Annotated in this window: 18 protein-coding genes; 9 read left to right on the forward strand and 9 right to left on the reverse strand. The window is 60.6% G+C overall.

Annotated elements, in window-relative coordinates:
- Positions 1-172: 172 nt before the first annotated feature.
- The 3 genes from M516_RS0105830 to M516_RS0105835 form a co-directional block, all read right to left on the reverse strand.
- Complete coding sequence (locus M516_RS0105830; protein WP_029098286.1) at positions 173-691, reverse strand: hypothetical protein; 519 nt, start codon at positions 689-691, stop codon at positions 173-175.
- A 16-nt stretch (positions 692-707) separates the two neighbouring features.
- Positions 708-1388 carry a hypothetical protein gene (locus tag M516_RS25135; protein WP_152523352.1) on the reverse strand — a complete coding sequence of 227 codons (681 nt, stop codon included), beginning with the start codon at positions 1386-1388 and terminating at the stop codon, positions 708-710.
- 467 nt (positions 1389-1855) lie between these two features.
- Complete coding sequence (locus M516_RS0105835) at positions 1856-2479, reverse strand: LysE/ArgO family amino acid transporter (protein WP_029098287.1); 624 nt, start codon at positions 2477-2479, stop codon at positions 1856-1858.
- A 142-nt stretch (positions 2480-2621) separates the two neighbouring features.
- Here M516_RS0105835 and pdxR point away from each other — a divergent pair, with 142 nt between their 5' ends.
- Complete coding sequence (pdxR, locus tag M516_RS0105840) at positions 2622-4073, forward strand: MocR-like pyridoxine biosynthesis transcription factor PdxR (RefSeq protein ID WP_416358648.1); 1452 nt, start codon at positions 2622-2624, stop codon at positions 4071-4073.
- A 120-nt stretch (positions 4074-4193) separates the two neighbouring features.
- Positions 4194-5918 carry a methyl-accepting chemotaxis protein gene (locus M516_RS0105845; protein ID WP_035289007.1) on the forward strand — a complete coding sequence of 575 codons (1725 nt, stop codon included), beginning with the start codon at positions 4194-4196 and terminating at the stop codon, positions 5916-5918.
- A gap of 57 nt (positions 5919-5975) precedes the next feature.
- On the opposite strand, the gene M516_RS0105850 is transcribed toward M516_RS0105845, so the two are convergent.
- From M516_RS0105850 to proB, 6 genes are all read right to left on the reverse strand, one after another.
- Positions 5976-6305, reverse strand: coding sequence for a spore coat protein (locus M516_RS0105850; RefSeq protein WP_029098290.1), 330 nt, complete (start codon positions 6303-6305; stop codon positions 5976-5978).
- A 17-nt stretch (positions 6306-6322) separates the two neighbouring features.
- On the reverse strand, positions 6323-6637 hold the full coding sequence (locus M516_RS0105855) for a ferritin-like domain-containing protein (protein ID WP_029098291.1): 315 nt from the start codon (positions 6635-6637) through the stop codon (positions 6323-6325).
- A 164-nt stretch (positions 6638-6801) separates the two neighbouring features.
- Positions 6802-7608, reverse strand: a complete 807-nt coding sequence (locus tag M516_RS0105860; protein ID WP_029098292.1) for a hypothetical protein — start codon at positions 7606-7608, stop codon at positions 6802-6804.
- Between the two features lie 62 nt (positions 7609-7670).
- Positions 7671-8513 (reverse strand): pyrroline-5-carboxylate reductase, encoded by an 843-nt coding sequence (gene proC / locus M516_RS0105865; protein ID WP_029098293.1) that lies wholly within the window; start codon positions 8511-8513, stop codon positions 7671-7673.
- A 17-nt stretch (positions 8514-8530) separates the two neighbouring features.
- Entirely contained in the window at positions 8531-9847 is a 1317-nt protein-coding gene (locus M516_RS0105870; RefSeq protein ID WP_081656456.1) for a glutamate-5-semialdehyde dehydrogenase, read from the reverse strand.
- 31 nt (positions 9848-9878) lie between these two features.
- The gene (gene proB / locus M516_RS22820) at positions 9879-11012 is read right to left on the reverse strand and encodes a glutamate 5-kinase (protein WP_044897183.1); all 1134 of its coding nucleotides are present in this window, start codon (positions 11010-11012) and stop codon (positions 9879-9881) included.
- Positions 11013-11629: 617 nt separating this feature from the next.
- On the opposite strand from proB, the gene M516_RS0105880 reads away from it, so the two are divergent.
- From M516_RS0105880 to M516_RS0105910, 7 genes are all read left to right on the forward strand, one after another.
- The gene (locus M516_RS0105880; protein WP_029098295.1) at positions 11630-12046 is read left to right on the forward strand and encodes a hypothetical protein; all 417 of its coding nucleotides are present in this window, start codon (positions 11630-11632) and stop codon (positions 12044-12046) included.
- Positions 12047-12184: 138 nt separating this feature from the next.
- Positions 12185-12910 carry an ABC transporter ATP-binding protein gene (locus tag M516_RS0105885; protein ID WP_029098296.1) on the forward strand — a complete coding sequence of 242 codons (726 nt, stop codon included), beginning with the start codon at positions 12185-12187 and terminating at the stop codon, positions 12908-12910.
- Complete coding sequence (locus M516_RS0105890) at positions 12903-14567, forward strand: putative ABC transporter permease subunit (protein WP_029098297.1); 1665 nt, start codon at positions 12903-12905, stop codon at positions 14565-14567. Before M516_RS0105885 ends, M516_RS0105890 begins: the two co-directional genes overlap by 8 nt.
- Before the next feature lie 348 nt (positions 14568-14915).
- Entirely contained in the window at positions 14916-16028 is a 1113-nt protein-coding gene (locus tag M516_RS0105895; RefSeq protein ID WP_029098298.1) for an S-layer homology domain-containing protein, read from the forward strand.
- A gap of 390 nt (positions 16029-16418) precedes the next feature.
- The gene (locus tag M516_RS0105900; RefSeq protein ID WP_029098299.1) at positions 16419-18827 is read left to right on the forward strand and encodes a 3-hydroxyacyl-CoA dehydrogenase/enoyl-CoA hydratase family protein; all 2409 of its coding nucleotides are present in this window, start codon (positions 16419-16421) and stop codon (positions 18825-18827) included.
- A gap of 13 nt (positions 18828-18840) precedes the next feature.
- Positions 18841-20019, forward strand: a complete 1179-nt coding sequence (locus tag M516_RS0105905) for an acetyl-CoA C-acetyltransferase (RefSeq protein ID WP_029098300.1) — start codon at positions 18841-18843, stop codon at positions 20017-20019.
- 43 nt (positions 20020-20062) lie between these two features.
- Complete coding sequence (locus tag M516_RS0105910) at positions 20063-21841, forward strand: acyl-CoA dehydrogenase family protein (RefSeq protein WP_029098301.1); 1779 nt, start codon at positions 20063-20065, stop codon at positions 21839-21841.
- Positions 21842-21885 lie beyond the last annotated feature (44 nt).

A 21885-nucleotide genomic window follows, 5' to 3' on the forward strand; every position in this document is an offset into this window, starting at 1 on the left:
TCAGCTCCTTCGCGTGTGCATGATCTGTGCTGTTACTATTATCCTGTCCTGGCCTGGTCGGGGATAAACAACGAAAGCGCGGGAGGGGTGGCCGATCCGATATGAAAAAAGCCCTGATCCCGGAAGATGTCGGCGATCAGGGCTTTTGCTTTTATGTTCCGTGATTACCCTTTTATTTTCCGTGCTTGCCGGCGATCATTTCGATTTCTTCGCCGGTATTGGCATCGATTATCACATGAACATCAGCGTTCACATATTGTTTCCCGCTGCCAGCCTTCCCGTTTCTCGGCATATCCACGCCGTGGAAGGTAACAATCCATACGGGAACGTCTTGTACGGACAGGTTGGAATCGGACAAGATTCCCTGTTCAACTTGCGTATCCGTGAATCTTGCCAAGGTCATCGTCACTTTCTTGGCGGTATCCCCTCGTGAGGAACCAATGAAATGTTTTGCAGCTTCAAGCGCTGTGTTTTCATCCACTTTCACCGCTTCATCCAATACCTGGACTTCCAATCCGTTGTCAACAAACGTGCGGCTTTCTGCCAGTCTTTGAACTTCGGCGGCATACACAGCCGATTTCCCCTGTCCCGGATCGGGGGAAGAAGTGTTCAACTGTGCTGCGGCAACCGATGTCATTCCAATTGCAGCGACAATTACTGCACTTGCTAAAAATCCGAAAGGTTTCTTCATGAATCATCAACTCCTTTTATTTGTATCGACTGTCCCAAACTTCCCAGCTACTTGAACCGGTACTCGGAATATTATTTTTCATGTGCGGCAGGTCGTGAAATTCGTCTACTTTCACTGATACCCAACGATCCGAAGTCGTTTTGTATTGGGCGGACCCTATCGATACCGGATTCGATATGGAACCGGGATTTTGGTCGTTTTCATCGTGTGTTTCTGCAAGAAGTTGAATTTGGTCAGGTGTCCATCCAAGGGTGCTTAGGGGCACATCACCATATGAAATATCATTGATTTTGAAATACATGTTTGAGTTGTCGCTTCCAACACTAAAATTGTTGTGGCTTCCACTTGAAGCGTTACCTAACGTTTTTTGGTACCAGAGGTCATCATCTGTATTACTATATTCATAAAAGTATTTGGGGCCAGACCAACCATATACCTTCCAGTATCCAACTTGAGCATAATCAGCCGAGCCAGGACCGGCTGTCATAGCCCAAATGGATACCCAAGAATCTTTTGCTACATATGGATTTTGAGTTTCAATTGTTACGGCGGCGCCCTTGTTACTTACGAACTTCATTCCACCATTGAAATAAAAACCTGTGGCCGCGTCTGCCTGATGGGAGATAGAAGTTGAAATAGCGAGTGAACAAATCAATGTCGCCAGTCCGGAAAACCACTTGCATCTTGTGATTTTCATCCTGTATACCCTCCCTTTTTTCAAATGATTTTGCGCCTGATTAAGCCGTTAAATTTTGGAGGATTACAGAAATCCACTGGTAAACATCATAAGGCCACAACTTCTTTCCAAGCGGTTGTTGGCCCGTTCACTTTGCTATTTACAAAGTGTAACAAAGTTGTGATAATTTCAATCTAATCAGAGGTGCTTTCTTTGCATATCATAGCAAAGGAAAGAGCCACGAAGAGTCGTTTCCAATTGCGCCCGCCAAAGCTAGATTGGAACGGCTCTTTTGTATGTAAAAAGGAACCTGGCAATGAAGTTCCTTTTTACAGCATTTGGGAATCGTTCTAATAATATAGACTTCATCAGATCGTGATTCGTTTCAATAAAAATGTAGTGAATGTCGCCGGTTTTCTACGAATCAGTTGAAATGGGTTTAACAAAGGGGAGCCATTCGCTCCCCTTTGTTGGTTCCCGCCCGATTCCTACGCGGCAAGCTCCCGCACCAGCGAAACCGCCATGTACGCGGCGACGCCCCAGATGAGAAAGGCGGAGGCGAGGTTGAGGGCGCGCAGCAGCCGTCCGGAGCGGTCCAGCCTGCCCGCCGTCCGTCCGGCCAGCGCCAGTCCGAAAAACCACAGCCAGGAGACGAGGATGCAGGCGGCGGCGAACCCCCACTTCGCCGCCCCGGCGTACCCCAGCGAGCTGGTGCCGATGACGCCGATGGTGTCCAGGATCGCGTGCGGGTTTAACAGCGATACCGACGCGGCGAACATCACCTGGCGTTTCGGCGGGTACCGTTCCGCCTCCTGCGCCTCGGCGGAAGGGCGGCTGCGCCAGGTGAGGATGCCCATGTAGACCAGAAAGAAAACTCCGCCGGCGTAGAGGATGGTTTTCAGCCAGGCAAAGGTGAGCACCGCCAGCGACACGCCCAGGACGGCCAACAGGATCAGGAGCGTGTCGCAGACGGCCGCAGTCAGGACGACCGGCAGCGCGCGCCACAGCGTCGGCTGGGCGGCTCCCTGATTGAAGACGAAGACGTTTTGCACGCCGAGCGGCAGGATTAATCCGAATGCGAGCACAAATCCGTGCAGGGCGGCTTCCCACATGCGTAAAGCTCCTCCTTTTGCGGTGTATCCCATGGCTTCCACAGTAAGACAAATCGGGCCGTCTGTCTCCAGCCAATTGGTTTGGCAGCGACCCAACCAATTGGCTACAATAAGGGCAGCATGAAGACTGGAGGGGGAATCGATGGTGCCGACCATTGACTGGAAGCCGGACAAGGCGTCGGATGTGCCCGTCTACGTCCAGATTGTCGCCTACATCCGGGAAAAAATCGCCACCGGCGACTGGCCGGTCAAAAGCAGGCTGCCGACGCAGCGGGCTTTGGCCGAGGCGTTTGGCGTCAACCGGAGCACGGTGGTGACGGCGCTGGACGAACTGAAGGCGGAAGGGCTGATCGAAGCCGTCGTGGGCAGCGGCACCGTGGTCAGCAACAACACCTGGTCGCTGCTGGCTTCCGCCCCGCCTCCCGATTGGCTGAGCTACGTCCAGGCGGGCGACCATCCGCCCAATCAGCCGACCATCCAGGCCATCAACCGCCATGAACACGATCCGCAGATCATTCGGCTGGGCACGGGGGAGCTGTCGCCCGAACTGCTGCCGTCCGCCGGCATGGCGGAGATCATGGGACGATTGGGCGGACAGGTTGCCCAGCTCGGCTATTCGGAACCCAAGGGGCTAAAGTCGCTGCGGCAGGCGATCAGCGCCCATCTGCGGACGCGCGGCATCGACGCGCCGCCGGCGTCCATCCTCGTCGTGTCCGGCGCGCTGCAGGCGCTGCAGCTCATCTCGCTGGGCATTTTGCGCCAGGGCTCGGCCATTTTGCTGGAGCGCCCTTCATACCTGTACTCGCTGCCGGTCTTTCAGTCGTCGCGCATGCGGCTGACCGGCGTCCCGCTGGACGGCGAAGGGATCCGGCCGGATGCGCTGGCGCGGCTGAAACAGGCCCACCAGGCGGCTCTGCTCTACACCATTCCGTCCTTTCACAATCCGACCGGCATCCTGATGTCGGAGAAACGGCGGCAGCAGGTGATGGCCGTCTGCGAACGGGAGCGGCTGCCCATCCTGGAGGATGACGTCTACGGCGAGCTGTGGCTGGACGAACCGGGGCCGCCTCCCTTGAAGGCGCTCGACCCCAACGGGCTGGTCCTGTACGTGGGCAGCCTGTCCAAATCGCTCAGCCCCGGTCTGCGGATCGGCTGGATCGTCGGGCCGGAACCGGTTGTCGAGCGGCTGGCCGACGTGAAAATGCAGACCGATTACGGGGCCAGCGCCCTTTCCCAGCAGGTGGCGGCGGAATGGCTGAGCAGCGGCCTGTACCAACGCCATCTGCAAGCGGTGAGGGAAGCGCTCAGAGCGCGCAGGGCGTGCGCGTGTGAGTCGCTCAGGCGCTGGTTTGCCGATCTGGCGGAGTGGCGGGAGCCGCGGGGCGGCTTTTACATCTGGCTGCGGCTGCGCCGGTCGGTGTCGATGCGGACGCTCTTTTGGCGGGCGCTGGCCGAGGGGATTCTGCTCAATCCCGGCTACATTTACGACGGCACGGACCACTGCCACCTGCGCCTCTCTTACGCGTACGCCGATGAGCAGCAGATGGAGCGGGCGCTTCACCGCCTGTCCCGATTGATCAGAGAGATGGCGTGACCGACGGTGGAGCGGGGGCTGCGCCAGTGCCGATCCGGGGAGGCCGGCCGACGTTTACGCCTGTGCGCCAACGGGTATGTATAGGGTAACAACCACGACTCGGCCACAGGAGGGAACGTGATGAAAACCAAAAGCATTGTCACTCATGTCCTGCTGCTGATCGTGCTGGGGATGGCGGCGCTGACGGCCGTCAACGCGGTCAGCCTGTATGTCAACAACGCCAACACGGTGGAGAGGACGGTCGGCACGTTCGGCACGGAATGGGCCGCCACGATAGCCAGACAGGTGGATGTGCAGGCGTACGAGCGCTTTTTGCAGCAGCCGCAAAAGGGGGAAGACTACTGGAACCTGCGCCAGCAGCTCAACGACTTTCGGGAAAAGACGGGGGCGCTGTACGTCTACATTCTCCAGGCGGATGGAGAGCAGCTGCGGGTGATGATCGACGGTCAGCCCCGGGATGCGGAAAACGCCTCGGATATCGGCGATCCGGCGAGTGCCACGGCGTTTCGGGATGTGGCTCCCGTCCTGCGCGGGGAGACGAGCAGCACGCCGATCGTGCACGACCCCCGATACGGAGACTACCTGTCCGCATTTGCCCCCGTTGCCAAGCCGGACGGCACGGTGATCGGCATTCTCGGGGTGGACATTGACGCGTCCACGGTCGGTTCGGTCACCACACGCGTCCAGTGGGAGAGCCTGCCCGTGGCGCTTACGCTCAATCTGCTGATTGCCCTCGCGGCAGCCGTCGTTCTCGCCTGGCTGATCCGCAGGCGGCTGCAGCCGCTGCGCATGATCAGCGACAAGGCGCTGGAAGTATCGGCGGGTGTGTTGACGGAATGTTCGTTCAGCTACAAGCGCCGCGACGAAATCGGCCAGATCATGGATTCGTTTTCGCAAATGGTGGACTATCTGCGCGGGCTGATCACCGACATGAAGACGGCGGCGCACCGGATCGACCGCATGGCGGAAGGGATGGCCCGCCGTGTCGGCGAGATGCGGGAGCAGGCGGACGCGATTGTCACGGCCAGCACGGAAATCGCCCAGGGAAACGAGCAGACGGCCGCTTCGGTCGAAGCCATTTCCAGGCTGAACGGCGACCTGACCGGCAAGATCGACCACGTCAACCGGCTGGTGGAGGGAATGAACCGGCTGGGACAGGACGTGTCGCAAACGGAGCGGGAAAGCCGGGAATCGCTGCAGTCTTTTGTGACCCACAGCGCGGAAACGGCGCAGCACTTCAAGCGGGTGGAAGCGAGCATGGAACGGCTGGTGGAAAAATCCGTCGCCATCGATCAGGTGGTGTCGGCGATTCAGTCGATTGCCGCCCAGACCAACCTGCTGGCCTTGAACGCCGCGATCGAAAGTTCCCGCGCCGGGGAGGCGGGCAAAGGCTTTGCGGTGGTGGCCGCGGAGGTGCGCAAGCTGGCTGAGCAGACGGCGGAAGCAACCAAAGAGATTCAGGCCAGCATTCGCGACGTGCAGCAGGAAGTGGAACAGACCAAACATGAAGTGGGCGTGACGAAACGGCAGTACGAAGAGGAGGCGCACAAAATCGACGAGGTGTCGCAAGGGGTTTCCCGTCTGTCCGTGATCACCGGCGAGCTGAACCGGTCGCTGGAGCAAATCGTGGAGACGATGGCGGACATGGCCCGCTTCCAGCAGACGATTCAGCAGGACGTCCTGTCGGTGACCGCCATCTCGGAGCAGACGGCCGCCTCGGCGGAGGAAGTGACCGCGACGATTCACGATGTCAGGGAGTACATCCACGCCGTCGCCGAGGAAGTACGGGACGTGGCCGGACAGATCAGGGAACTGCGCGGAAAGACCGACGCCTTTACGGTGTAGACAAAAGGGACATCCCCTGTCGGATGTCCCTTTTTCCCTGCCTGCGGCGGTCTTCCATCAGTGGTACGGAAACTGGGTGGAATACCCGCTGTACTGTTGATACGCCTGCTGCAGCTTTTGCTGGTCTTCCGCCTCCAGCTTGTACCATCCCTTTTGGAACATCAGGTTGTACATCTCGCGGGCGCTCTGGTGCGTCTCCGTCAGGATTTGCAGCATGTCGGCGTAAAGCTGCTGGTGGCTGGCTTCCCGTACGGCCACGTTCAGGCTGTCCGTCAGGTACTTGCATGTCGCCAGGCCGTCGTTCAAAAAGTCCCGGTCATTCATCTGCGGTCCTTTTACCTGCGGGACACCCGTCTGCGGATTGGCAATCTGGTTTTGGTTCGGCATCTGGTTTCCCTCCCTTGTTACTGCATCTGCGTTTGCTGTTGCTGCTGCTGCGCCTGTGTCTGGGGAATGGCGGCCATCGCCTGTGCGTTGTTTACCTGCAGGTGGGTAAGCAGCTTCTGGTAGTGGCGCTGGTGCATCTGGCCGGCTTTTTCCAGCGCCTGCTTCACCTGCGGGTCCGTCGCCTGCTGGGCGAAGAAGTGCAGCTTTTTAAACGCCAGCAGCTCCCAGGAAAGGGCGTCCTTCAGATAGCTGGCGTCTTTGGTCGAAATCACCCGGGGCGGTTGGGGAATCGGCGCCTGCGTTTGCTGAGGAGAGAACATCGTCGTTGGCATGAGGCGATCTCCTTTCACGGTGGAATGGGATACACCTCTTAGCATGGGCAGCGGGAAGGCGGGTCATGACTTGTATTTGCAGGCAAAACGAAAGCCGGTTTGCCTCGTGTCGGATGACAGCGCGGCAAACCGGAGAACCAGTTGCGTATCTGGTTGGGAATGATTCACACCAACTGCAAGGTCATAATCCGTATGTCAATGCTGGCCGGGGCAAAATTGAGACAGTGGCTCGTTTCCCGTAGAAGCGCCTCTTGAATCTCCCGGGCCAGCGGGGGAATGGACGCGCCAAACGGGAGCCGGACATCCAGGGAGACCTGCAGGCGGGGCACGTCTTCAAACGTGTACGTCATGTTCTTCACCTGGCTGACGAACGGAAAGCGGCTGCACGTCACCTGGACGATCTTGCGCAGCACCTGCGGGTGAATCAGGATGCGGCCGCCGGTAAACGGCGGGTGAACCACGGTCGTTTCCCCGATGACTTCCTTTTTGGCGGAAAAGATCTGTTGGGCGGAGGCGATCATCCGCTGCCAAAAGTCTTTTTCCACTTCGACGCGGGGGATCGGAATCACGTGCTTTCCCTGGGTCTCCCGAATGTACCGGGCCGCTTCGATTTCATGCGCCGGTTTGATCGATTCGATCGGAATGTGGCGGACGGGGGCGGGCAGGTCCAGCGCTTCCCGAATCCGCTCGATCATCCGCTTCGAGGTGCCGATCACCAACAGGCGCCGGGGGCGGATGGCGGCGAGGGCGCGGCGTACTTCCTCCGCGTGGTCGCGATAGTGGAAAATCGCCCGCTTGACCGCCTGGATTTTCGTTTTTTCGTACTTGGCGGAGGTGCCGGCCACCTTGCGGCCCTGGTAAATCAGGATGCCGTCGTCGATGATGGCGTCAATGTCCATCTGGTGAGCCAACTGCAGCGCGCTCGTGCTTTTTCCCGTCCCGCTCGTTCCGTAGAGGGCGTAAATCTCCATCGGCTCCTCCTTGTCCGTCGTTTTTCTTTAGTATACACGATCGGGCGGAGAGGCAAAACGGATCACCGGTACTGCGCGCCAAGCTCGCGAGCCCGTTCGGCGGCGCGCAGTACCGCGGAGGCGACGGCCTGTTGAAACCGGTACGAATCCAACACTTCCAGACCGGCCTGGGTGGTTCCGCCCGGACTGGTTACTTTTTTCCGCAGGAGGGCGGGCTCATCGCTGGAATGAAGCAGCATCTGCGCCGCCCCCAGCAGGGTCTGGACGGTGAGCTGCCGGGCCATCTCGCGGGACAGCCCGGCTTCCGCGCCCGCGCCTTCCATCGCTTCCGCCAGGTAGTAAATGTAGGCCGGGCCGCTGCCGGAGAGGCCGGTGATGATGTCCAGCTCGTCCTCGGGCACGATGTGGACGGAACCGATCGCTTCGAAAAGAGCGGTGGCCGCGCGAAGCTGCTCCTCGCTCACGGAGCGGTTGGCGGAGAGGCCCGTGACGGACAGCCCGACGGCGGACGACGTGTTCGGCATGGTTCTGACGATCGGGCCATTCGTGCCCAGCCAGTCGCTGATGCAGGCCGTGGAAACGCCGGCGACGACGGAAATCACCAGTTGTTCCGGACGGACCAGTCCGCGCAGGCTGCGGCACGCATCCGGGGCGTCCTTGGGCTTCATCGCCAGGATGAGAATGTCGGATTGCTCCACCAGAGCGGCTTTGTCCTCGCAGGCGTTCACCCCGAACGTTTCCGCCAGCCGCCTGAGCCGCGTCCGGTCGCTGCGGTTGGCGACAAAAATCCGCTCCGGCGCAATGAGTTCGTTTTTCAAAATGCCGGCCAGCATGGCCTCGACGATCGAACCGGCTCCAAGAAAGCCGATCCGCGTGTCGAAAGAGAGCGTCGAATGGTCACTCATGCTGCATCCTCCTTCCGTTAGCGTATCTGTCCGGTTCCGCGTACGACGTACTTGCTGGACGTGAGCGCGGGCAGGCCCATCGGACCGCGGGCGTGCAGCTTCTGCGTGCTGATGCCGATCTCCGCGCCGAAGCCGAATTCCCCGCCGTCCGTAAAGCGGGTGGACGCGTTGTGGTAGACGGCGGCTGCATCGACGGCGGCGAGGAACCGTTCCGCTCGCGCGGCGTCCTGCGTCACGATCGCTTCGGAGTGGCCGGTGCCGTGGCGGGCGATATGGTCCAGCGCGTCATCCAGGCTGTCTACCGTGCGCACGGCCAGGATCAAGCCGAGGTATTCCGCGTCCCAGTCCTCCGGCGCGGCGGGAACGAGCCGGTCGGCCAGCTCCGGATGGAGCCGCCGCGTCTCCTCGCAGGCGCGCAGTTCGATGCCGGCGGCCAGCAGACGGGCCAACAGGTCGCGCCGGTGCCGTTCAGGCCAGCCGCGGTGCAGGAGCAGGGTTTCGGCCGCGTTGCAGACGGCGGGACGGCTCGTTTTGGCGTTGAGGGTGATGGCTTCGGCCATGGCGTACTCGGCGGATTGATCGATGTAGATGTGACAGTTGCCCACGCCCGTCTCCAGCACCGGGACGGTGGAGGTGCGCAGCACGCGGCTGATCAGCGAGGCGCCGCCGCGCGGGATGACGACGTCGATCAAGCCGTTGGCCGTGCACAGCAGATCGACGGATTCGTGTTCGGCATAGGGCAGGTACTGCACCGCCTCCGCCGGCAGCCCGGCGTCCGCCAGAGCGGCGCGGATGCTGTGCGTCAGGGCGAGGTTGCTTTCCCGTGCGCTGCGGCTGCCGCGCAGGACGATCGCATTGCCGGTCTTGAGCGCAATCGCGGCCGCGTCCACGGTGACGTTCGGCCGGGCCTCGTAGACCATGCCGATCACGCCCAGCGGGACCCGCACCTGCTCGATCACCAGACCGTTTGGCCGGGTCCAGCGGGCTGTCACTTCGCCCACCGGATCGTTCAGTTCGACCAGTTGGCGCAGCCCCTCGACCAGATCGCGCAGCCGTTCCGGCGTCAGGCGCAGCCGGTCCAGATAGGCGGCCGGTTGACCGTCCGCCTCCGCGCGGGCCACATCCCGCCCGTTGGCGGTGAGGATGGCCGCTTCGTCAGCCAGCAGACGTTCGCCGACCGCATGCAGGGCGCGGTCCTTTTCCGGGCGGGACAGCAAGGCCAGGCTCCGCGCCGCCTGTTTGGCCAGGCGGATCTGTTCGTACACGCGATCTTTCAGGCTCTTCTCCATGTTCTGTCTTTTCTCCGTAGTTTGGCTCTTCTCCACATTCCTCATCTCCTTTATCGCAAGGGGATCATCCCCTGCTTCACGTTCTGTCGCTGCCGCCGATTGCCGCAAAACAAGCCGCTTCCGTCCATTGGTCGCGGTGGATGACGATGCCTTTCGGCCGGGCCGGACCGGCGGGGGAGAGCTTCGCCCGCAGGTCGGCGGCGCTGCAGCGGCTGACGCCGCGGCCGATCAATTGGCCGTCGCAGTACACCTCGATCACCTCGCCGGGGGCAAACGCGCCATCCACGTCCCGCACGCCGGCCAAAAGCAGGCTGCGCCGGTGCCGCAGCACGGCTTCGGCGGCGCCGCGGTCCACGCTGATCCGCCCGCGGACGGGGGAGTGAAGCGCGATCCACTGCTTGCGGGTCGGCAGCGCGTGGCCCGCGGGCGATTCGGGCCGGAAGCCGACGTAGGTGCCGCTGCCGCTGCCGTCCAGCACGTCGAGCAGGTCGGACGGCTGCGCCAGGTGGCCGATAAAGCTGGGAACGCCCAACTGCTGGGCCGTTTTGGCGGCAATCAGCTTGGAGCGCATCCCGCCCGTGCCCAATCGGGAGGCCCCGCCGGCCAGCGCCTCCACCTCGTCCGTGACGGCGGGCAGATAGGGGATGCGGACCGCGTCCGCGTGGGTCCGCGGGTCCTTGTCGTACAGTCCGTTGGTGTCCGTCAGGATCAGGTACAGGTCGGCGTGTACCAGACCGGCGACCAGCGCGCCCAGCATGTCGTTGTCGCCAAAGGTCAGCTCCGCCACGGAGACGGTGTCGTTTTCGTTGATGATCGGCAGGACGTTTTTCTCCAGCAGGAGAGACAGGGTCTGAAAGGCGTGGTGATAGCGTTCACGGTCGGAAAAGTCGCCCCGGGTCAGAAGGATTTGCGCCACGGTGCAGCCGTACGCGGCGAACAGCTCGGTGTAGGTTTGCATCAGGAGGCTTTGCCCGATGGCCGCCGCCGCCTGTTTGGCCGCCAGCGTCCGGGGCCGCTGCTGGTACCCCAGCCTCCGAAAGCCGCTCGCCACCGCTCCCGAGGAGACGAGCACGACCTGATGGCCGGCGTCCCGCAGACGGCTGACGGCGGATACGAGCAGCGACATCTTCGCCGGGTCGCACCCGCCGCCCGGCGCCGCCAGCGAACTGCTGCCCACCTTTACGACCAGCCGCATTTTTCCCTTCTTCATCGTGTAACCCTCCTCTTTCCAGCAAGAACAAGCAAAAAACCCTTTCATCCCACACATAAGGACGAAAGGGTATCTCTCTTCCGCGGTACCACCTTATTTGACGGTATTCAGGCGTCCCAAACCAGGGGAAGAACGAGGCGTTCCGCTCCCGTGTTCAGCCGCCAAACCGTCCGGCTCTCTTTCTTTGATAACAGGTGAAAGAAACCTGTCCAGGTCATCCCTGGCCGCTCGGGGGTGGGTTCAAACCGGTTCACGGGCGAAATCTCTCAGCCGCTGAATTTCGCTCTCTGTACCTGAAGGGCGGTTTTACTGATCCCCGTCATCGCCATTGGCTATGCACGTTTGTTCATTCGCGTTTGTTAATTCATAATTATTCGCGCCGGCCAGTGTAAATGTCAAGGGGGTTCCGCACTTATTTTTGCCGCTTGTCCGGATCGCCGCTGCGGGCCCCGGCACCGCCCGCCTCGTTTCCGCCGCCGTGTTCCGCACGAAAAACAGCGCCCCAAAAACGGGTGCGGCAGGAACGAAGTGAGCAGGTTGAGAGATAGGGGTTGTTTCCCGGACGCGATTATGGCTATCATGGAATGAGGTTGAAAAACAGTTGAGGTGGAATAGGCATGTTCGGTTTTGGAAAAAAGGCAAAAAAGATGGACGGCATCGACGTATTGCTGATCAAGACGGAAGAATCGCAACTTCGCGACATTTACATGGTCGCGTTTCGCAGCATGTATGCCGATGACATTGTCAGCATGCTGCAAAAGCTGGAAAAGTCGCCGCTGAACAAGCGGGAATACCTGGGTGAACTGGGCGGATTCCGCATCATGATCCACCTGGAAGCCATGACCGGTTTTTCGGTGCTGGACGATGCGGACATGGAGGCGCATCCGCTGCAAATCAGCGACTTCGCCAACATTCTGCTGCGCCGTCTGGAGACGCTGGAGGCGAACGGCGAGCTGCCCGATTCGGAAGACGTGGCGTTCTTCATGGGCGAGCTGACCATGCTCCGCGACGGCAGTTTTATACCGCAAAACTAACACGTGAGCCGGCATGCGAGCCGGCTCTTTTGTCAGGCTCAGGCGAACCGTTGGCGGCAGGGGAGGCCGCAACCGATTTCCGGCTGTTTCGTAATACGTGATAGTACGACGCACTTCCCGGGCAAAAGGAGGACGACCATGATCGAACTCGTGGACGTAACCAAAAGCTACAACGGTACCGTCAAGGCGGTTGACCGCCTCACCCTGACCGTTCCCCGCGGGGAAATCTTCGGTTTTCTCGGGCCAAACGGGGCGGGCAAGACAACGACGATCAAGATGATCACCGGCATTGTCCGGCCGGACCAGGGAACCATCCGGGTGAACGGCAAGGACATCGGGACCGAACCGCTGGAGGCCAAGCGGCAGTTTGGCTATGTGCCGGACAGTCCCGACCTGTTTTTGCGGCTGAAGGGGCTGGAGTACGTCACCTTCATGGCCGACATGTACGGGGTGCCGCAGGACGTGCGCAAGGAGCGGATCGCCCGGCTGGCGGAACGGTTTGACATGACGGACGCCCTCTCCGATCCGATTCAGAGCTACTCGCACGGCATGAGGCAAAAAATCGTGATCATGGGGGTGCTGGTCCACCATCCGGAAGTCTGGATTCTCGACGAACCGCTGACCGGGCTGGACCCGAAATCGGCGTTCACGCTGAAGGAAATGATGCGGGAACACGCTGACAGCGGCCGGACCGTGTTTTTCTCCACGCACGTGCTGGAAGTGGCGGAAAAGCTGTGTGACCGCGTCGCCATCATCAACAAGGGCGTCATCCTGTTTTGCGGCACGTTCAAGGAGATGCAAGAGCACTTCCGCTCGAGCGAATCGCTGGAGCGGCTGTTCCTGGAGCTGACGAAGCATGAATAGGACCTGGCTCTTGACCAAGATGCTGATGAAAAACGGCAGCGGCCTCTGGAGCGGGAAACGGGGGAGCGGGTGGAAAAAGCTGCTGATGATCCTGCTGATGGCCGTCGCCTTTTTTCCGCTGATGTCCGGTTACGTGATGGGAGTCATCGGCCTGTACGACGGGCTGGCGGCAAGCGGGCAGGAGAGCGCGCTTTTGGGGATGGGCATGGCGATTGCCTGTCTGGGCATCCTGTTTTTCGGGATTTTTTACGTCTTGACCGTGTACTACTACTCGCAGGACGTGGAGCACCTGCTGCCCCTGCCGCTCAAGCCGTCCGACATTCTCGGGGCGAAGTTCCTCGTCACGCTGGCGTACGAGTACGTGCCGACCGCGTTTCTGCTGCTGCCGCTGCTGATTACGTACGGGGTGAAAAGCGGAGCCGGGCCGCTCTACTACCTGTACGCGGCCGTCGTCTTTTTGGCGCTGCCGGTCATCCCGCTGGTAATCGCCTCACTCTTGGCCATGCTGTTCATGCGTGTGACCAGCGTGGGAAAAAGCAGGGACCGGTTCCGCCTGATCGGCGGCGTGATCGGGATCGCGGCCGTGCTGGGTTTTCAAATTGTCATCCATCGGAACAGCGCAGGGAGGGACAGCGTCGAGCAGTTGACACAGATGATTCTCTCGGAAAACAACGCCCTGCTTTCGCTCGTCACCCGACTGTTCCCCAGCACCAAGCTGGGGGCGATGGCGCTTGCCGAGTCGGGAGTTCTCGCCGGTCTCGGCTATCTGCTCGCCTTTCTGCTGGTGTCGGCGGCGTTTGCCGCGGCCTTCGTCTTGCTGGGAGACCGCTTGTACCTGAAGGGCGTCATGGGGATCGCCGAGACAGCGGCCAAGCGCAGGTGCGTCAGCGGAGAAGAGTTCGACAAGCTGACCGGACGCCGGTCGCCTGTGCTGGCGTTCGCCGCCAAGGAATGGAAGGTGCTGCTGCGCACCCCCGCCTACTTTCTGAACTGCGTCCTGTCCTGCTTCTTGTGGCCCTTGCTGATGTTCATTCCCGTGCTCAGCCGCCCGGACGGGTTTGCGACAGTGCGCGAGTGGGGTCAGTTTCTTCAGGAAGACGCCGCAGCCGGAATCGGCGTGGCGGTCGCGTTTGCGCTCGCCCTTTTCATGACGTCCGCGAACAGCGTGTCAACAACGGCCATCTCGCGGGACGGGCAGACCTTTTTCGTCAACAAGTACCTGCCTGTTCCCTATGCGCAGATCATCGCGGCCAAAGTGGTGCCGGGAACGGTGCTGGGCATCCTCAGCATGCTGCTGATGTGCGCCGCCGCCGGGCTGGTGCTGCATCCGCCGGTGCAATTTCTCCTGCTCGCGTTGCTCGCCAGCCTGCCGGGCATCGTGTTCATCAATCTGATCGGGATCATCATTGACCTGCGGATGCCCAAACTGGATTGGGATTCGGAGCAGAAGGCGGTCAAGCAGAACTGGAACACGCTGTTCTCGATGGCGGCCGTGGTGGTCACCGCAGCGCCGACGCTGTTCCTGGCGTTCCAGGGGAAGCCGTCGCTGTACGGCATCAGCCTGACGCTGTTTGTCTTGTTCGCCGTCCTGGACCTGGTGCTCTGCCGGGCGCTGGTGACCAAAGGACCCGAATGGATGGATAAGATCCAGTCGTAACCGAATCTGCTTGTGCCGCAGTCCACCAACCGGAGGAGCCATTCCTCCGGTTTTTTTGCATGGGGCGAACGGCCAGCGCGGCAAAGGGAGCGGAAAGACGCACGACGCGGAGCCTAAAAATGGATACCGTTTCCTATTGGCAGGAGGAAAGGACTATTCGTTCGGGCGGGGGCCTTGTGCGTCCCATCCTAAATTTTTCAAGCTATCTTTACAAAGGTGGGAACAGTTGGTATTTTTGTCTCATACTGCGCAGCGGTTGGGCGGTAAAACATGCTGTTTTGTCCCGGAAATCATTTGTGCGATCATTCCATTCGACGCAATTTCAAATGGAGAGGAAAGGAGACCATCATGTTCAAGAGAAGTCTGTTGTGGGTTCTCATGGTTTGCTTGTTGATCCAGGGCGTCTTCGTTCCGCGCGCGAACGCCGAAACCGCGTACGACGACGTCAAGGGGCACTGGGCCAGCGAGCAGATTCAGTTCCTGACCGAACAGGGCGTATACAAGGGGAACGGCACGCGCCATTTTTACCCGGACAAGCCGATTACCCGCGGCGAGGCGCTGGCGCTGGTGAACCGCGTCTTTGAAGCCGTCTACGGCCCGTTGGCTGCTCCCGAGGAGAAGGCCTACCTCGATCACAGGTATCCGCTCCGAAAGGAAATCGAAGCGCTGACGGCCAACCTGCAGGTGCTGCTGGACGTCCAGACAGGCTTTGTCAACGAATACCGGCCGGGTGACAAAATTCTCTACTATCTCCATCTGGCTTCGCAGGGCCAGTTGATGAAAACGCCGCAGAAAGAACTGGTCGACTGGTGGGTGCCGACCCAGTACCTGCAGTATCCGCTCTCGCGGGAAGAAGCCAGCATGATCTTGTTTCACGTGCTCGCTCCGTACAAGATGAGAAGCATGAATGTGAAGCCGCAGGATGTAGCCCCCTTCTTTGCCGGGTACCACGGATGGAAACAGCCGAGCGGTTATCCCGACACCGCCTCGCCTTATGCGGGAGCGATTCGTGAATTCCACCTGTTCAGCGAGACGCGGCTGTTTAATCCCTACAAAAACATGACGCGTGCAGAGTTCGCCGCCGTGCTGAAGCGCCTGTACGATTTTTACGCGGACGACGCCGCCAAACAGTTCCGGGAATCGCAGCAGCGGCAGCAAAAGGCGGTCAACCTGCTGCTGACGGCCGCCAACCATGCGTACCGCACGAAGAATGGGAAATGGCTGGACGCGTATCTGAGCAAGCCGGCGCAGGAGAGCATCGCCAAAATCGCGCTGCCGCTGCATGACTATCGCGTGGCGCTCACCCTCCGGAAGGATGACACCGACAAGAACAAGCTGTGGGTCGCGGCTGCCTACGCAGATCCCAAAGTGGGCAACTACGAGTTGGAGTACCTGCTGGAACCGGATGAAGGAAACCCGTTTGGCCGCAAGGTGACATCGATCAAATTCATCCAGAAGTAGCGGCGCGGCAGAAAGGCAGGGGCGGCCGCTTCTTTTGCCGCCTGCCCTGTCATTGTCCGCTGCGGCGGGTTGAGAAGCGTCCAGGATGAGGAGAGCGGGAAAAATCGGCAAATGAAGATTGCAACCGCTCTCCTTTTCGATTACAATGAAACTGAGCGATCATTCAGTTTCGTCTGAATCGCCAAACATCTCACGTTGACCGAGGGCTTTTACGGTGGGGTGTTTTTTTACACCAGCAAAATGAATGAGCATTCATTCAAGGGGTGACATGTGCGGCGAAAAACAGGAATACCTTTTGAACAAGTAGAATTCATTCACAAAAAACTCTGCGAGTTCGGACTGTTTCGTCTTTTTCGCAGGGACCCCATTTTTTAGTGAGGAGGGTAATGGATGGAACGCAACATTCGCAAAGCGGCCGTGCTCGGTTCCGGCGTGATGGGAGCAGGCATCGCCGCGCATCTGGCCAACGTCGGCATCCCCGTCTACCTGCTGGACATCGTGCCGCGTGAGCTGACAGAGGAAGAGAGCAAAAAAGGGCTGACGCTGGCTGATCCCGTCGTCCGCAACCGCATAGCGCAGGCCGGCAAGGACCGGCTGCTGAAGGAAAAACCGGCTCCGCTCTACGACAAGGCGAACCTCGACCTGATCACCGTCGGCAACATGGAAGACCACCTGTCGTACCTCGGCGACGCTGACTGGATCATCGAGGCGGTCGTGGAAAACCTCGACGTGAAGAAAAAGGTGTTCGAACTGGTCGAGGCGCACCGCAGGCCGGGCACCATCGTCTCCTCCAATACGTCGGGCGTCTCCATCAACGAGATGAGCGAGGGACGTTCCGACGAGTTCCGCAAGCATTTTCTGGGCACGCACTTTTTTAATCCGCCTCGTTATCTGAAACTTCTTGAGATTATTCCCGGGAACGACACGGACCCGGCGATCGTGGACTACATGATGCGCTTCGGCGAGTTCGTGCTGGGCAAAGGTACGGTGCTCTGCAAGGACACGCCCAACTTCATCGCCAACCGCATCGGGACTTACGGCCTGCAGATCTCGATCCAGGAGATGGTGCGGCTCGGACTGGGCGTCGACGAGGTGGATGCGCTGACAGGTCCGGTCATCGGCCGTCCGAAGAGCGCCACCTTCCGCACGCTGGACGTGGTCGGGCTGGACACGTACGTGCACGTGGCCAACAACGTGAAAAACAAGAGCGCGGATGACGCGGAAAAAGCGGTCTTCGAAGTGCCGTCCTTCGTACTGGAGATGGTGGAAAAGCGCTGGATCGGCCAAAAGGCGGGGCAGGGCTTTTTCAAGCAGGTAAAAACGGCAGAAGGCAAGGACATTCTCGCGCTCGACTACCACACGATGGAATACCGTCCGCGCGTCAAGGCGAAGTTTCCGTCGCTGGAGGCGGCCAAGACGGCGAAGACGCTGCCGGAAAAACTGAAAGCGCTTGTGTACGGAAAGGACAAGGGGAGCGAGTTTCTCTGGAGCGTCTTCAAGAAGGTGCTGCTCTACTCGGCGGCCAAGGCGTACGAAATCGCCGACGACATCGTGTCCGTCGACCGGGCGATGAAATGGGGCTTCGGCTGGGAACTGGGACCATTTGAGACCTGGGACGCGATCGGTGTGGAGAAGTCGGTGGCCCGCATGCGCGAAGAGGGCGAGACGATCCCGCCGCTGGTGGAGGAACTGCTGGCGAGCGGCAAGACCTCGTTCTATCAGAAACAGGACGGGCGCGTGGCTGCGTTTGCCGTCGGCGGCCGATACAAGGACGTCGAGGAGAACAAAGAGCGGATCAACCTGGCGGCGCTCAAGGAGCAGGGCCGGCTGATCAGGAAAAACGCGGGCGCCGCGCTGGTGGACCTGGGCGACGGTGTAGCCTGCCTGGAGTTTACCTCTCCGCACAACGCGCTGGGCATGGACGTGCTGCAGATGGCAGCCTTCGCGGCGGAAGAGGTGCAGCGCAACTTCCTCGGACTCGTGATCGGCAACCAGGGCAAAAACTTCTGCGTCGGCATGAACCTGGGCCTGGCCTTGATGGAGGCGCAGGACGAAAACTGGTTCGAGCTGGACATGTTGGTCAAACAGTTTCACAAGGTGGGGCACGCGCTGCGTACCATGCACCGTCCGGTCGTGGCGGCGCCGTTCGGCATGACGCTCGGCGGCGGCGTGGAAATCTGCTTCCTGGCCGACCGCGTGCAGGCGTCCGCCGAGACCTACATGGGGCTGGTGGAAGTGGGCGTGGGCCTCTTGCCCGGCGGCGGCGGCACCAAGGAGATGCTGTTTCGGGCGATGGAAAATGTGCCGGAAGGCGGCACCGTGCCGGTTGACCCGTTCCCGTTCGTGGCCCGCGCGTTCGAGACGATCGCCATGGCCAAAGTCTCCACCAGCGGCAGGGAAGCGATCAACCTGGGCTACCTGCGCCCGAGCGACCGGATCAGCATCAATCCGGATCACCTCCTCTACGACGCCAAGCAGCTCGTTTTGGCGATGGTCAAAGAGGGGTACACGCCGCAGCGCCCGCGCAAGATCCGCGTCATCGGCGAGTCGGGGTACGCCACCCTTCGGCAAAGCATCTACACGATGAAAAAGAGCGGCTACATCAGCGATCACGACGAACTGATCGCCAGCAAGATCGCCTACGTCATGTCCGGCGGCAGCGTGCCGGCCGGCACCGAGGTGACAGAGCAGTACATCCTGGAGCTGGAGCGCCAGGCGTTCCTCGAGCTGATCAAGACGCCCAAGACGCAGCAGCGCATGCAGCACATGCTGACGAAGAACAAGCCATTGCGTAACTAGGGAGGGGAAAGACATGAGAGAAGCAGTGATCGTCGCCGGCGCCCGCACCGCGGTCGGAAAAGCGAAGCGGGGCAGCCTGAAGGACGTGCATCCCGTCGACATGGGCGCCGCGGTCGTGAGCGATCTGTTGCGCCGCGTCCCCGAGCTCGACCCGGCCGAGATCGAGGACGTGATCATCGGGACGGCCGTGCCGGAAGCAGAGCAGGGGATGAACATGGCCCGCCTGATCGGCCTGCGCGCCGGGCTGCCGACCAACGTCGCCGGCATTACCGTCAACCGTTTCTGCTCGTCCGGCCTGCAGACCATCGCCTACGCCGCCCATCAGATTATTGCCGGCGGGGCCGACGTGATCGTGGCCGGCGGGGTGGAGAGCATGAGCCTGCTGCCGATGGCCGGCCACAAGGTGGCGCTCAATCCGACGCTGATGGAGACGATGCCGGAAGCGTACATGGGCATGGGGCACACGGCGGAGGAAGTGGCAAAGCGCTACGGCGTCAGCCGCGAGGACCAGGACGCGTTCGCGCTGCAAAGCCATCAGCGGGCCGCGGCCGCCATCGCCGCCGGCAAGTTCCAGGACGAGATCGTGCCGCTGACGGTAAAGCAGCACCGCGTGGACGAGGACGGCAGGCTGCACGTCACGGAGCGCGTCTTTGACACGGACGAGGGCGTGCGTGCCGACACCTCGCTGGAAGCGCTGGCCAAGCTGAAGCCGGTGTTTCACGTGCAGGGCACGGTCACGGCCGGAAACTCTTCGCAGACGAGCGACGGCGCGGCCGCCGTGCTGGTGATGTCGGCGGAAAAGGCGGACCGTCTGGGCGTTCGTCCGATCGCCAGGTTCCGCTCGTTCACGGTTGGCGGCGTCGATCCCGACGTGATGGGGATCGGTCCTGTCGTCGCCGTTCCGAAAGCGCTGAACATGGCTGGATTGAGCGTGGCCGACGTGGATCTGTTCGAGCTGAACGAGGCGTTTGCCTCCCAGTCGCTCGCCGTGATCCGCGAACTGGGCCTCGACCCGGCAAAGGTAAACGTCAACGGCGGCGCCATTGCCCTGGGCCATCCGCTGGGCTGCACCGGGGCGAAGCTGACCGTTTCCCTGTTGAACGAGCTGAAGCGGCGCGGCGGCAGGTACGGCGTCGTGACGATGTGCATCGGCGGCGGCATGGGGGCCGCCGGCGTGTTCGAAATGCTGTAAGCACGGTGGAACACCCCAATTTTGAAAAAGGGAGAGGGATACGATGGCTGAAACGAAAGATCTGATCCGCGGCGGCAGCTTCCTGATCAATGCCGGTTCGCCGGACGACGTGTTCGCGCTGGAGGAAATCACCGACGAGCAGAAACTGATCGCGCAGACGACGGAGGACTTCATCCGTAACGAAGTGCGCCCGCACATGGAAGAGCTGGAGCACCAAAACTTCGAGCTGTCCGTATCGCTGTTGAAGAAAGCGGGGGAACTGGGCCTTCTGGCAGCGGATGTGCCGGAGAAGTACGGAGGTCTCAGCCTGGATAAGATCAGTTCCGCTCTGCTGGGAGAAAAATTTGCGCTGGGGCGCGGGTTTGCGATTACGTTTGGGGCGCACGTCGGCATTGGTTCCCTGCCCATCGTGTACTTCGGCAATGAAGATCAAAAGCAGCGCTATTTGCCCGATCTCGCCACCGGAAAGCGGATCGCCGCGTACTGCCTGACGGAGCCGGGCTCCGGTTCCGACGCGCTCGGCGCCAAAACCACGGCAAAATTGTCCGAAGACGGCACGCATTACATTTTGAACGGGACCAAGCAGTTCATCACAAACGCCGGTTTTGCCGATGTCTTCATCGTCTATGCGAAAATTGACGGGGAACATTTCTCCGCGTTCATCGTGGAGCGCGACTTCCCGGGGGTATCGGTCGGCGCGGAAGAGAAGAAAATGGGCATCAAGTGCTCCTCGACCCGTCCGCTCATTCTCGAAGACGCTCGCGTCCCGGTGGAGAACCTGCTGGGAGAGCCGGGGAAAGGGCACGTGATCGCGTTCAACATCCTGAACGTCGGGCGGTACAAACTGGCCGTCGGAACGGTTGGCTCCGCGAAACACGCCCTCCATCTCGCGACCACCTACGCCAAGGAACGCAGGCAGTTCAAAACGCCAATCGCCAACTTCACCATCATCAAGAACAAATTGGGCACCATGGCGGCAAAGATCTACGCTGCGGAATCCTCGGTGTACCGCACGGTCGGACTGTTTGATGCCGCCCTCTCCGCTCTTGGCGAGAAGGCGGAGGACGGCCGTGAAGTGGCCAAGGCCATTGCCGAGTATGCGATCGAATGCTCCATCAACAAGGTATTTGCTTCGGAAGTGCTGGACTACTGCGTGGACGAGGGCGTACAGATCCACGGCGGATACGGCTTTATCCAGGAATACGAGATCGAGGGCATGTACCGCGATTCCCGCATCAACCGCATTTTCGAAGGAACGAACGAAATCAACCGCCTGCTGATCCCCGACATGCTGGTGAAAAAGGCGATGAAAGGGGAACTGCCCCTGCTGCAAGCGGCCGCCGGCCTGCAGGAAGAGCTGATGAGCTACTATCCGGAAGAAATCGAGGAAGCGCCGCTGGCGGTGGAAAAACACCTGATCGGGATGACCCGCAAGATCATCCTGATGGTGGCCGGTTCCGCGCTGATGAAGTACCAGCAGGCGATTGCCAAGGAGCAGGAGCTCTTGGCGCTGGCCGCCGACATGCTGATCGAGCTGTACGCGATGGACAGCGTCGTGAAGCGGACGGAAAAAGCGATCGCGAAAAACGGCGTGGAGAAAGAGCGGCAAAAGCTGGATCTCGCCACCGTGTACGTGCACGAAGCGTTTGACAGGGTCGAGGCCTGGGCAAAAGAGGCGCTGGCGGCGATGGAGGAAGGCGACGATCTCCGCATGCGCCTGTCCATCCTGAAAAAGCTGACCCGCCGGACGCCGATCAACACCGTCCACCTGAAACGGGTCATCGCCGACCGCGTCATCGAAGCGGACGGGTACGTGCTGTAACTCGCGAAATGGAAAGAAGCCGAGGGGTGCGCCCCTCGGCTTCA

The sequence above is a fragment of the Brevibacillus thermoruber 423 genome (assembly GCF_000454065.1).
Classification (GTDB): domain Bacteria; phylum Bacillota; class Bacilli; order Brevibacillales; family Brevibacillaceae; genus Brevibacillus; species Brevibacillus thermoruber.